Source organism: Pseudorhodoplanes sinuspersici (assembly GCF_002119765.1).
Lineage (GTDB): Bacteria > Pseudomonadota > Alphaproteobacteria > Rhizobiales > Xanthobacteraceae > Pseudorhodoplanes > Pseudorhodoplanes sinuspersici.
Genome location: NZ_CP021112.1, coordinates 5,283,866 through 5,295,604 on the forward strand (window position 1 = coordinate 5,283,866; position 11,739 = coordinate 5,295,604).

Consider the following 11,739-nt stretch of genomic DNA (forward strand, 5'->3'; position numbering starts at 1 on the left):
CTCTCTTCTAGTTTAGTGCGCAACGAGACGCAAAACCATGCAGTGCTCAGTGCTTGTGCGGGAACTCTTCCGGCCCGGGCGGGTCCATGACCAGCGGCGCGTCCAGCATGCGCTTGTGGTGCTTGGTCCGCAGAATCCAGCCGAGCCCGACGACAAACACCGCGCCGGCAGCCGCCGCCCAGAAGTGCAGCGAATGCAAAGCGTCGGCGCTGAGGAATGCGTTCAGCGCATTGTCCTTGGCCATGATATCGCCGGCCACCCAGCCAAGGAGAGCTGCGCCGGCCCAGACCAGAATGGGGAAGCGATCGAGCAGCGACATCAGCAAGGCCGAGCCGGCGATGATCAGCGGCACCGACGTCGCAAGGCCGAACACGATCAGGATCGCTTTGATGGTCGAGGCATGCGCGAGATCGACTGCGGCGGCCGCCGATTCCGCCGCAGCGGCGATGGCGATCACGTTGTCGAGGCTCATCACGATATCGGCGATGGCGACGATGCGCACCGCACGCCAGAGATTGTCGGCCGCGGCGACTTTGCCTTCGCCGTGATCCTCTTCCGGCACCACCAGCTTGACTGCGACCCACAGGAGCAGGATGCCGCCGACCAGCTTCAGATATGGATATTCCATCGCCTGCGCGACGACGAGCGTGAAGACGATGCGCAACGCCACGGCAACGCCGGCGCCCAGGACCATACCCCAGAAGCGTTCGCGCGCGGGCAGCATCCGGCAGGCCAACGCGATCACCACCGCGTTGTCGCCGGACAGAATGACGTTGATGCCGATGATTTTTCCCGCCGCCACCCAGAAGGCGGGCGAGAACAGATCCGCGAGAAGCGTTTCCACCAGAAACCCCTTTTGATTATCGGTCGGGTGTGTTTTTACGACCGTAAATCTACAGGGGCAACAGTATTAAGTATGCCAGGCTGTGGGAACTTGCCGCAGCATTTGGAAAAACGGCGCGTTCGTACCACTGCGCGGCGCTTTATTGATGATGCAGCGCACAAATCCGGCGAAGGTCCTCCCCTCGCCGGATCGAAGGTTCGGTCTCAGCCGACGATCTCGTTGCCGGAGAAGAACTGGGCAATTTCCTGCGCCGCCGTCTCGGCTGCGTCAGAGCCATGAACCGAGTTTTCGCCAACCGACTTCGCATACAGCTTGCGGATGGTGCCGTCGGCCGCCTTTGCGGGGTCGGTGGCGCCCATGACTTCGCGATATTTGGCGATGGCGTTGTCGCCTTCCAGAACCTGGACCACGACCGGCGCCGAGATCATGAATGACACCAGCTCACCGAAAAACGGCCGTTCCTTGTGGACGGCATAGAAGGTCTCGGCCTGCTCCTGCGTCATGCGGATGCGCTTTTGAGCGACGATCCGCAGACCTGCCTTCTCGATCACCGCATTGATCGCGCCGGTCAGATTACGCTCGGTCGCGTCCGGCTTGAGAATCGAAAAAGTACGCTCGATCGCCATGAGAAACGTCCTTGAATGTCAGAAAATGGGAGCCCGGAAGGGATGCGCGCGGCTTATAGCGGCGGCATTGCCGTCCGGCAAGGCAACCTCGGCCTTTCAGGCGGCGTCGAACCTTTTCCGGGATGGCTGCGACCGATGCAGGTTATGGGGTTCGCTGCTGGCGTACCCTCGCCACCGCCCGCGCTTTCCTCGACCACCGCTTCGTCCGGCTAAGACGGCTATGGCGACACCCGCGTTTGCCGGTGATTGAATTTCGGACGCATCACATCGAAGCCGGGCCTTCGCACGGAGGCTGCGCTTTTCGTTTCCTGCACGCCTGCATTCGTTTCCTGCACGCCTGCATCTGCGCAACCAGCATCGATGCTTCGTTAACCGCATGACGCTGCCACGATGCATTGCCGAAATTTAATCGAACGAACTCGGAGCACGTCGCGACCTATCCGCACTGGATGCGATCAAGCATCCGCAGACAGGAGAGTGAAATGATCCGTAAGTTCGCTATTGCGTTCGCCGCGCTTGCTGCCATTGGCGTTGCCTCCCTCGCCTCGACGGCGCCCGCTGAAGCCGGCTGGAAGGGTGGCAAGCATCATCACTTCCATGGCCACAAGCATTGGGGTCATGGCTACCGCCACTTCCGTCCGGTTTACTACGGCGGCTGCTGGCGCAAGGTGTGGGTCGGTGGGCCGTATTACGGCTACTTCCGCCGCATCAACGTCTGCTACTAATTCGAAGCAGGCATCATTTTGCCGGTAGCAAAGAGCCCTGGCCTCGCACGAGGCCGGGGCTCCTTCATTTGCAGCGCTGTCCATTGTAAGGCCGCAATACAAAGCGACGGTGAATGTTTCTTATGCTGGGGGCGCAATGAAACAACGCTATGCAATTTTTGCCGCTTACAATCGCTGGTCGAACGAACGGCTTTATAACGTCGCAGCATCGTTGCCCGATACCGATTATCGCGCTGACCGTGGCGCCTTCTTCAGCTCGATCCACGGCACATTGAACCATATGCTCGTCGCTGATCGCATCTGGATGAAGCGGTTCACAAAAATTGGGGATGCGCCAACACGGCTTGACAAAATTTTGTACGACGATCTTTCGTCGCTGCGCGCGGCTCGCGCTGAAGAAGACGAGAGGATCGAAGACTTCATTTCAAGCCTGACGGCCGACGACCTCGATGGCATGCTGCGCTACCGCACCATGGTAAATCCCGTCGAAATCGAACAGCCGCTGTCGGCGGCTCTCGATCATTTCTTTAACCATCAGACGCATCATCGCGGTCAGGTTCATTGCCTGCTGACCGCGATCATCGGCAACATCGCAACACCGTCGCTCGATCTCCTCATCTTTCACCGGGAGACCCAGGAGCGCCCGGCGCTCATGAAATACAAACCTCAGCGATCACATGATGTGAACCGTCCGTAGCCGAGGTCGATCGTGCAAGGGCTGTAGACGCTTGGCCGATACCGCCGGCCCGAGGGGCTGAACGACGGATCGGCGGCGTAGGAACGGCGATAAACCGGCCCGTAGCCCCTGCCATATCGATAGCCGTTATAATAGCGGACGTGTTTCGATCGCTTGCTGGCAGACGAGAAATCCGTTTCTTGAGCTTTTTGCGTGGCGTGTGCCGGCGCTGATATTGCGGACAGGCCGGCAACCGCAAAAGCGCCGGCAACGGCGATGGCAATGAAAGGTTTCATGCGCTCCTCATGGGTTGTTCGTCAGGCCAACCCGGCCCCGCGGTAAAAGTTCGCTGGCTGAAGACAGTCCCTCCCCGGCATCTCAATATTGGACATCATGTCAGCGCCATCAGCCGCACCGGACCGCCGGTTGCGCCCTTGATTTTCGCGGCACCGACGACGAGCGTCGCTCCCGCCGGCGGCACCTTGTCGAGATTGGCTGCGCATTCGATGCCCCAGCGGCCGGATGGCAACCACAGATAATGCGTCTTGAAATCCTTCGATGGTCCGTGATCGAGCGACAGCGTGTCGACGGCGAGCCCCGCAACGTTGCGCTGCGCGAGCAGCCATTGCGCGGCATCCGGCGATACACCGGGGAAGTGAAAAACCCCTGCCGCATCCTTGCCGGTGAATTTCGCATCGTCGGTGGCGTAACGTCCTCAGCCCGAATGCATCGCCACGCAAGCATTGTCGGGAATGCGGCCATGCTTTCCTTCATAGGTTTCGAGATCGGCGCGGCTCATCTGATAGTCGATGTTTTTCGCCGCTTGCGGCGACACATCGATCACCGCAAGCGGCACCACCAAGGATGACGCAGCGAGTTGATCGGCTGTCGCTCCATTTTCTGAAAAATGGATCGGCGCATCGAAATGCGTCCCCGCATGTTCGACGATGCGCCACCAGTAGAGATTGAAACCGTCCTTCTTCAGATCGAACTGCTTCTGCATTTCGATGCCCGGCACGCCGAAGAAGGTCGGAAAATCCGGCGACATCGTGTGCGTCAGATCGACAACGCTAGTGAAGCTGCGCGCCTGCGCAAATGCAGGCTGTGGTGCCGCGACAGCTGTGGCCGCGAAGGCCGTCGCAGCCGCACCTTTAAAAAACCCGCGCCGGCTCAATGCGTGGCGAACGGCTTCTTCGCATCCTGGAACACACATCGGCGCCTCCTGTGTTTCCTGAAAGATCGTACCGCGCGCCATCGCTGACAAGCACAATGCCGTGGACCTGCGCAGTGGCCCCGCCGGTTTAGAACGGTTGCAAGCATCGATACCGCACAGTATCGTTTATTGCCGGCTGAACAGGATTTCCGAACATGTTTCGTGCGCTCCTTGCTGCTGCCTCGCTCATTCTCTCCGGTCTTCCTGCTGCGTCCGCTCAGTCCTATCCCGCAGGCTCTGTCACCTTCCTCGTGCCCTACGCACCCGGCGGCAGCGCCGACATTGTCGCGCGGCTGATCGGCCAGAAGCTGCAGGAGCGGCTCGGCCGTCCCGTCGTGATCGACAATCGTCCTGGTGGCTCGGAAATGATCGTCACCGAAGCGCTCGCCCGCTCGGCGCCGGACGGGCACACCATTGCGATCCTGTCCAATGCCATCGCCATCAACGAAACACTGGTGCCGAACCGTCGTTTCGATCTCGAAAAGGATCTGTCGCCGGTCGCCCGCGTGATCGAATTGCCATTCGCACTGATGGTGCATCCATCGGTGCCGGCCCGGACCGTGGCGGACTTCGTCGCCTACACCAAGGCCCATCCCGGCAAGCTCAATTACGGACATCTCGGACCGGGAAGCCCGCATTTCTTCACCATGGAGTGGCTGAAGCGCAATGCCGGCCTCGACATCCTCGCTGTACCCTATAAGGGCGCGGCGCCCGCTTATGCGGCGCTGGTGGCTGGCGAAGTGCAGGTGATCGCATCGGGACTGGGCGCGGCGACACCGTTCCTCGATGCTAAACAGGCGATCGCCCTCGCCGCCTTCTCCGGCAAGCGGCCCTCGTCGCAACCGGACTTGCCGACCATCGCCGAAGCCGGCTTTACCAATTTCAATCTGCGCTCCTGGATGGGCATTTTCGTGCGGAGCGGCACGCCGCCGAAGATCGAGCAGAAACTGGAAACCGAAATCCTCACGGTGCTTGGCGATCCTGAACTCAAGGACCGCCTCGACAAGCTCGGGCTCGATATTTCGCCCATGAAGAAAAACGAATTCCACGCTTTCGTGCGCGAGGAAATCAAATCCTGGGAAGATATCGTCAAAGCGACGACCGCTCAGCGCTAGTTCAGACCGATCATCGAGATGGGTTACCGCGCGGCGTATCTGGGAGCTTCAGCTCAACCAGACGACGCCGGACAACATCGTTGCATTAAAAACATTAGGCCCGGACAGAAAATCGTCTGTCCGGGCCTGTGTATTCCTACTTTTTCTTTTTGGCTTTTTTCTTCGATGTTTTCTTTGCTTTCTTCGCCATAGCGTCCTCTTTGCGGTTTGAGGTGATACGCCACACGAGCACCCTGTTCGGAAGCCCCGCAAACAATGTCATGCGATTCGGCAAAAGAGTCACGGGCACCGGCGCGGCGTTGCAACCCCGACGCCACTATTTTTTGCCAGCGATGGCGGAAGCCGCACGTCCGACACACAAACGTCGTACCCACCGCACGGCGCGCGAGACCTGCAGGACTGACGACGGCCTTGATCCTATGGGGGATTGCAGTCTCGCGGCCTTTTCGTCACAACCCCGCGCATGCTGAACATCGAAAACCTCTCCGTCCGGGTGGCCGGGCGCCTGCTTCTTGACGATGCCACCGTGCGCATTCCCGCCGGCTCGCGCGCCGGCCTTGTCGGCCGCAACGGCACCGGCAAGACCACGCTGTTCAACGTCCTGACCGGTCAGCTCGCCGCCGAAGGCGGAAATATCACCGTGCGCCAGCGCGCCAAGGTCGGCCGCCTGTTGCAGGAGGCGCCGTCCGGTCCAGACAGCCTGCTCGACGTCGTGTTGAATGCCGATACCGAGCGGAAGGACCTGCTGGAAGAGGCCGAACACGCCACCGACCCGCAGCGCATCGCCGACATCCAGATGCGGCTCGTGGATATCGACGCCCATACCGCGCCGGCCCGTGCCGCGGCGATCCTTTCCGGCCTTGGCTTTTCGACGCAGGATCAGGCCCGCGCGATCTCCGAATTCTCCGGCGGCTGGCGCATGCGCGTCGCCCTCGCCGCCGTCTTGTTCACCCAACCGGATCTCCTGCTGCTGGACGAGCCGACCAACTATCTCGACCTCGAAGGCACGTTGTGGCTCGAGGATCATCTCGCCCGCTACCCGCATACGGTGATCGTGATCAGCCATGATCGCGATCTGCTCGACAATGCGGTGGATTCCATCCTGCATCTGGAGAACGGCAAGCTCACCTTCTATCGCGGCAGCTATTCCTCATTCGAGCGCCAGCGCCGCGAAAAGCAGATGCAGGACGCCAAATTCGCCAAGAAGCAGGAAGCGCAGCGCAAGCATCTGCAGGCCTTCGTCGACAGATTCCGTGCCAAGGCGTCGAAAGCGCGTCAGGCACAGTCGCGCCTGAAGATGCTGGCCAAGCTTGAGCCGACCAGCGCGTCGGTTTCGGATGACGTGCGGCCGATCATCCTGCCGGCTCCCGACAAGCTGCTGTCGCCGCCGATCATCGCGCTCGATGGCGTGTCGGTCGGCTACGAGCCCGGCAAGCCGATCCTGCGCAATCTGTCGCTGCGGATCGACAATGACGACCGCATCGCCCTCCTTGGCGCCAACGGCAATGGCAAGTCGACTTTGGTAAAGCTGCTGGCGGAACGTCTGCCGCCGATGGGCGGCGACATCACCCGCGCCGACAAACTGCGGATCGCCTATTTCGCGCAGCACCAGCTCGACGAATTGCATGAGGACCAAAGCGTCTACGAACACGTGCGCCGGCTGATGCCCGACGATCCTGAAGCGAAAGTCCGCGCCAAGGCCGGCGCCATCGGGTTCTCCGGGCCCCGCGCCGACAGTCCGGTGTCAACGTTATCCGGTGGCGAGAAGGCGCGCGTGATGCTGGGCCTTGCGACCTTCCACAACCCGCATCTCGTGATCCTTGACGAGCCGACCAACCATCTCGACATCGACAGCCGCGCCGCCTTGATCGAGGCGATCAACGATTATCCGGGCGCAGTGATCCTCGTGTCGCATGACCGCTTCCTCTTGGAAGCCTGCGTCGATCGTCTGTGGATCGTGCGCGACGGCAAGGTTGGCGCCTATGACGGCGACCTCGACGATTATCGCGGACTGATCCTGTCGGGAAACGGCAGCGACGCGCGCAAGAACGGCTCCAACAAGACCGCGTCTAAGCCCGCTGCCGGGTCGAACAAATCGACGCCGCAGAAACGTGCGCAGCTGGCAAGCCTTCGCAAGCGGGTCGCTTCGGCCGAGGACAAGGTCAAACGCCTCACCACCGAAATCGAAAAGCTCGATGCGTCGCTGACGACGTTGTTCGCCACTGATCCGGCCAAGGCTGCGCAAGTGGCCAAGGCGCGCGCTGAAGCTGCGGGAAAGCTCGAACGCGCCGAAGAGGAATGGCTTGGCGCCAGCACGGAGCTGGAAGAAGCCTCGGCTTAAATTATCAATCGTCATTCCGGGGGCGCGAACCAACGGATCTGCGCAAAAGCGCGGCCCGATGGTGCGCGAACCCGGAATCCAGGGGCCGGCATTCGTGGTCTTTGTGGCTCTGGATTCCGGGCTCGCGCCTTTCAGGCGCGCCCCGGAATGACCGGTTCGGCGATCTTCCCGCCTTCGCGGGAATGAACGGAGAGAAATGCCGACTCCAATTATTTCTCGATCTTCGCGTCCTTGATCACCTTGGCCCACATGTCGAGTTCGCTCTTGATGCGCGCCAACGTCTCCTCGGGCGTCGTTCCCATCGGCGAGAAACCGAGCGCATCCAGCTTCTGCACGACATCGGGCATCGCAACGATCTTGCTCATTTCACGAGACAACAGATCGACGATCTCCTTCGGCGTCCGCTTCGGCGCCAGTGCGAGCAGAATGGTCTCGGTTTCCTGACCCGGTAACCCCGCCTCTGTCATGGTCGGCACATCCGGCAATGCCGAGACACGCTTGGGTCCGATGATCGCAAGCGCACGCAATTCGCCCGATTTGACCAGCGGAATCGCCGGTGCCAGAGCGGCAATCACAATCGGTGTGTGCCCGCCAACAGCCGATTGCAGCGCCGGAGCGCCGCCGGCAAAGGGCACGTGCAGCAGGTCGAGCCCGTAAGCCGCCTTGAACATCTCGCCCTGCAGATGCGGTGTCGATCCAACGCCGGCCGATGCGTAGCTATGCCTGCCCGGCTCTTTCTTCACCGTGTCGATCAGCTCTTTCATGCTCTTTGATGACTGACCGGCGTGAATCGCCAAAATGCTTGGTGAGGCACTGAGAACACTGATCGGGGCGAAACCGCCGATCGGATTATAGGGGACCTTCTGCAGACCCGGATTGATCAGAAAACTCGAGCTGGTGATCATCACCGTATAGCCGTCCGGGGCCGCATCCTGCACGAGCGCTGCGCCGATATTGCCGCTGGCACCACCGCGGTTCTCGATGAAGAAACTCTGGCCGAGATTTTCCGACAACTTCTGCGCGACCAGCCGTCCGACGACATCCGCAACGCCACCGGGCGGAAATGGCAACACGATCTTGACGGCTCGGTTCGGATAACCGGCGGTTTGACTTTGAGCGTAGCTGGCACCGGCCGCCAGCATCACCGACATCACAACCGCCGCACGCAAGATCATCTTCATCGCAGGTCCCTTTGCCCGATGCGTTAGAGCATGATGCCGCAACGTGCGCAGCGGTTTTCGGCATCATGCTCTAACGTATTAAAATCGATCACGTTTATGACTTTGGATCGATTCGATCCAAAGTCATCGTGATCTGGTCGTGGCGCATCGATCGCTCCATCATCATCGTGCGAGCACATTATGCGAGCAACAAAAGCAAATCCCGGGCCACTCACATCAGTGGCGGGTTCAGAGCCGTATGCGAAAGAGAAGCGTTATTGCTGCGTGCCGCGGATCGGCGCCTGCGAAGACTTCTTCGCCTTTGTGGATTTGGCGGGCCTCGCCGGCGCAGGCACGTCGACCCGTTCGATCGAGACGAGGCGACCGCCGCGAAAACGATAAAGCCCGGGCGACGTTCCGTGCGTCACCGTCACCGTCGTCACACGTGTACCGCCTTCGGCACCGATATCCACACGATCGGGAAAGCCGGTCCGTTGCACAACCTGACATTCCGTCATCGCCAGTGCGATGCCGCTGAGAACGGGCGGTATCGCCCCTTGTCCGGACTGCGCATCGCTTGCCGTTTCTGGAGCATTTGCCCCCTCAGGCGTCGCCTGTGCTGTCACGACATCGGGTGTGCCGGCGCAGCGGCCGTCCGCGCTGACGAGATCGTCCGGCGTAATCGCGCGCTGCTGCGCGGTTGGCTTCGAATTATTGAACTTCGCCCATTCCGGTGTCGCGAACAGATCGGACAATTTGCCGGTCCCCTGCGTCGTATCAGGCGCAGCGCAGTTCGCGAGCAAAGCCAGCACGGCGGACAACACAGCCGCACGCGGCATGGTTCTCGTGAAGACGCAATCCCGCACGCAACATCCCTGATTTTGACGATCGTCCCAGCGACCAACAGAGCCGAATTCTTAGTCGGCAAGATGGCGAGGATCAACGTCGTGATGAATGAATCACCGCGGCTCGTTAATGGCGATTTTTACCTCCCGGCCGATTCATATGCCAAAATGCCGCACCTCGAAATGACAGGAGCAGGAAAGAGCAAGTCTTTGAAATTGCTAACGATATACGCCGATTCTGTTGCCTGGGTCGTCGCGGTCAGGCCTTCTGAACCCACCGGCCATTCTCGTCGGGCTGCCAATAGCTCGCGTCATGCCCCTGCCCCTTTGCCTGTGACCAGCGTTCGCGCGCGAGCGCGACGGCCTCATCGTCGTTGCCGTCGAAGATCAGAACCAGCCGGTCGTAATTCGCCGCATCGTCCGGCAACGGCGCACCGTCGATCAGAAAACGGACATTGGCATGATTAGGGTTGCCGTCATTGGCCGTGATCAGGACCGGCTGATCGACGGCATCCGGACTGCGTGACGTGCCATGCGGCAGAAAACTGTCATCGCGATAGGTCCACAGATGCGCATCGAGCGCCTCGACGCGTTCGTCCGACGACGCCTGCACGACCACCCGCCAGCCACGCTGCAGCGACAATTCAAGAAGCTGCGGCAGCACGCGTTCGAGCTTCTGGTCGATCAAATGATAGAAGCGGACTTCGGTCACCGCTGTTGCCTTATCATCGAAACAAAAGCTTCAGCATCGCGGCGGAAAGCTGCGCGCGATTCATCGCGGCTGTAGAACATGTGCCCGCCCCTGTAATTGCGCTGTGCGATCCGGCCGCCGAAATCCGGCAACTGGTTGAGGATCAGCGTGCTCTCGAAATACGGCGTCTGCAAATCCGAATACCCGTGCACGACCAGCACGCGCAAGGCCGGATCGAGCGCCAGCATCTTGCGCAATGCCGTGACCGATTCCGGCAGGCCGTGATCGCTGTTCCATTGCCATTCGTCGAATACGGCTTCGTTCGATACGATATAGGCGCGCTGCTGTCCGGGCACATTCGTCTTGAGCAGATCGGACATCGCGATCGTCAGCGGCGCTTTCAACGCAGCAAGAAACGGATCGGCGTAGTCGGGACGCGGCGTCGCCGGGTCGGGATCTTCGCTGGTCACACTCGGATCATAGGACGATGTCAGCTTGCCGTTCATTCTTGCAAATTCGCGGCTGAACAGCTTTTCGTCGATATGGCCGCGCGCCGCCGACACGACAGCCGCCGGCAGACCGGTGATGGCGGTGACGCGCTCCGTCAATCGCGACGCGGCCTCCTTGTCGCGCAGACCGCGTAGATATTCGTCAATGAACACGCTGCTTGCATAATCCTCAACCGCGATCAGCTTGTGCGCCTCGAACGTCCCCTCGCTTTCCAGCCGTGCAGCGGCGAAGGACGGCAGCAACGTGGCAAACGACAGCGGTGACGTGCGGGCATGATAGCGCCAGCCGTAATCGAGTGCGGGCGAAGCGAGGATCAAGCCGTTGAGCGCGATGCCATGACGGATTTGCAAGGCCTCCGCGATGCGGGGAGTGCGGACGCCACCGTAGCTTTGACCCAGCAGCAGTTTCGGCGCGGCCAAACGGCCGTGATTGCGCAACCATGTCGCGATCGCGTCGGATAACAGATTGATGTCGCCATCGACCGACCAGACGCGCTCTTTCGTCCTGGCATCCCGTTGCAGCAGCAAACCCTGCCCCGTGCCCGGCGGATCGATGAACACGAGATCGGTGAAGTCGAGCCAGGTCTCGGCGTTCGCCAATAACGGTCGCGCCTTTGACGGGCTGCCGTCGAAAGCAATCCGCCAAGGCCCGATCGCGCCGAGATTGAGATAGGCCGACGATGTCCCCGGTCCGCCGCCGATAATGAAGGTGATCGGTCGCGGCGAACCGGCATCCTTGCGCAGGAATGCAAGGACACCGGCCTCGGCATCCACCTGGCCGCGATCATTCTTCAGCGGAAGGCGTTCAGCGACAACGCGAAACGCCAAAGCGCGATCCGGCAAGGCAACCGAAGCCGTCGTTTCGGCGGCGGGCTTGCGACTGGTTTGCGCGATTGCGTCATGCGGCACGACGGCGAAGCATGTCAGCAGCAGAAGAATCCCACTGCCGATCATGAGCCGTCTCGTCATCGCGCGATCCGCAAGAGCCTATTTC

Annotated in this window: 12 protein-coding genes and 1 pseudogene; 4 read left to right on the forward strand and 9 right to left on the reverse strand. The window is 60.8% G+C overall.

Annotated elements, in window-relative coordinates:
- Positions 1-46 precede the first annotated feature (46 nt).
- Both CAK95_RS25770 and ndk read right to left on the reverse strand, forming a co-directional pair.
- Entirely contained in the window at positions 47-844 is a 798-nt protein-coding gene (locus CAK95_RS25770) for a TerC family protein (protein WP_245303526.1), read from the reverse strand.
- Positions 845-1,047: 203 nt separating this feature from the next.
- Positions 1,048-1,470, reverse strand: coding sequence for a nucleoside-diphosphate kinase (ndk, locus tag CAK95_RS25775; RefSeq protein ID WP_086090528.1), 423 nt, complete (start codon positions 1,468-1,470; stop codon positions 1,048-1,050).
- A 482-nt stretch (positions 1,471-1,952) separates the two neighbouring features.
- On the opposite strand from ndk, the gene CAK95_RS25780 reads away from it, so the two are divergent.
- Positions 1,953-2,195, forward strand: a complete 243-nt coding sequence (locus CAK95_RS25780) for a hypothetical protein (RefSeq protein WP_086090530.1) — start codon at positions 1,953-1,955, stop codon at positions 2,193-2,195.
- Between the two features lie 136 nt (positions 2,196-2,331).
- Entirely contained in the window at positions 2,332-2,892 is a 561-nt protein-coding gene (locus tag CAK95_RS25785; RefSeq protein WP_086090532.1) for a DinB family protein, read from the forward strand.
- On the opposite strand, the gene CAK95_RS25790 is transcribed toward CAK95_RS25785, so the two are convergent.
- From CAK95_RS25790 to CAK95_RS30070, 3 genes and pseudogenes are all read right to left on the reverse strand, one after another.
- Entirely contained in the window at positions 2,862-3,167 is a 306-nt protein-coding gene (locus CAK95_RS25790; protein ID WP_086090533.1) for a hypothetical protein, read from the reverse strand. The two genes, CAK95_RS25785 and CAK95_RS25790, sit on opposite strands and share 31 nt — an antisense overlap.
- A gap of 95 nt (positions 3,168-3,262) precedes the next feature.
- Entirely contained in the window at positions 3,263-3,400 is a 138-nt protein-coding gene (locus CAK95_RS30065; RefSeq protein ID WP_245303937.1) for a cyclase family protein, read from the reverse strand.
- Between the two features lie 48 nt (positions 3,401-3,448).
- Positions 3,449-4,126 (reverse strand): annotated as a pseudogene (locus tag CAK95_RS30070) (cyclase family protein); the annotation flags it as partial.
- Positions 4,127-4,239: 113 nt separating this feature from the next.
- Here CAK95_RS30070 and CAK95_RS25800 point away from each other — a divergent pair.
- Together CAK95_RS25800 and CAK95_RS25805 are read left to right on the forward strand one after the other, a co-directional pair.
- Complete coding sequence (locus CAK95_RS25800; RefSeq protein WP_086090535.1) at positions 4,240-5,199, forward strand: Bug family tripartite tricarboxylate transporter substrate binding protein; 960 nt, start codon at positions 4,240-4,242, stop codon at positions 5,197-5,199.
- Positions 5,200-5,662: 463 nt separating this feature from the next.
- Positions 5,663-7,540, forward strand: coding sequence for an ABC-F family ATP-binding cassette domain-containing protein (locus CAK95_RS25805; RefSeq protein WP_086090536.1), 1,878 nt, complete (start codon positions 5,663-5,665; stop codon positions 7,538-7,540).
- Between the two features lie 209 nt (positions 7,541-7,749).
- Here CAK95_RS25805 and CAK95_RS25810 read toward each other — a convergent pair whose 3' ends face one another.
- The 4 genes from CAK95_RS25810 to CAK95_RS25825 all read right to left on the reverse strand — a co-directional run bounded on the left by CAK95_RS25810 (position 7,750) and on the right by CAK95_RS25825 (position 11,714).
- Positions 7,750-8,721 carry a Bug family tripartite tricarboxylate transporter substrate binding protein gene (locus CAK95_RS25810; RefSeq protein ID WP_086090538.1) on the reverse strand — a complete coding sequence of 324 codons (972 nt, stop codon included), beginning with the start codon at positions 8,719-8,721 and terminating at the stop codon, positions 7,750-7,752.
- 254 nt (positions 8,722-8,975) lie between these two features.
- Complete coding sequence (locus CAK95_RS25815) at positions 8,976-9,539, reverse strand: hypothetical protein (RefSeq protein ID WP_086090540.1); 564 nt, start codon at positions 9,537-9,539, stop codon at positions 8,976-8,978.
- Between the two features lie 265 nt (positions 9,540-9,804).
- Complete coding sequence (locus tag CAK95_RS25820) at positions 9,805-10,257, reverse strand: DNA polymerase III subunit chi (protein WP_086090541.1); 453 nt, start codon at positions 10,255-10,257, stop codon at positions 9,805-9,807.
- Positions 10,254-11,714: a S10 family peptidase gene (locus CAK95_RS25825; protein WP_086090543.1), complete on the reverse strand. Its 1,461-nt coding sequence runs from the start codon at positions 11,712-11,714 to the stop codon at positions 10,254-10,256. The genes CAK95_RS25820 and CAK95_RS25825 overlap by 4 nt, the downstream gene beginning before the upstream one ends.
- Positions 11,715-11,739 lie beyond the last annotated feature (25 nt).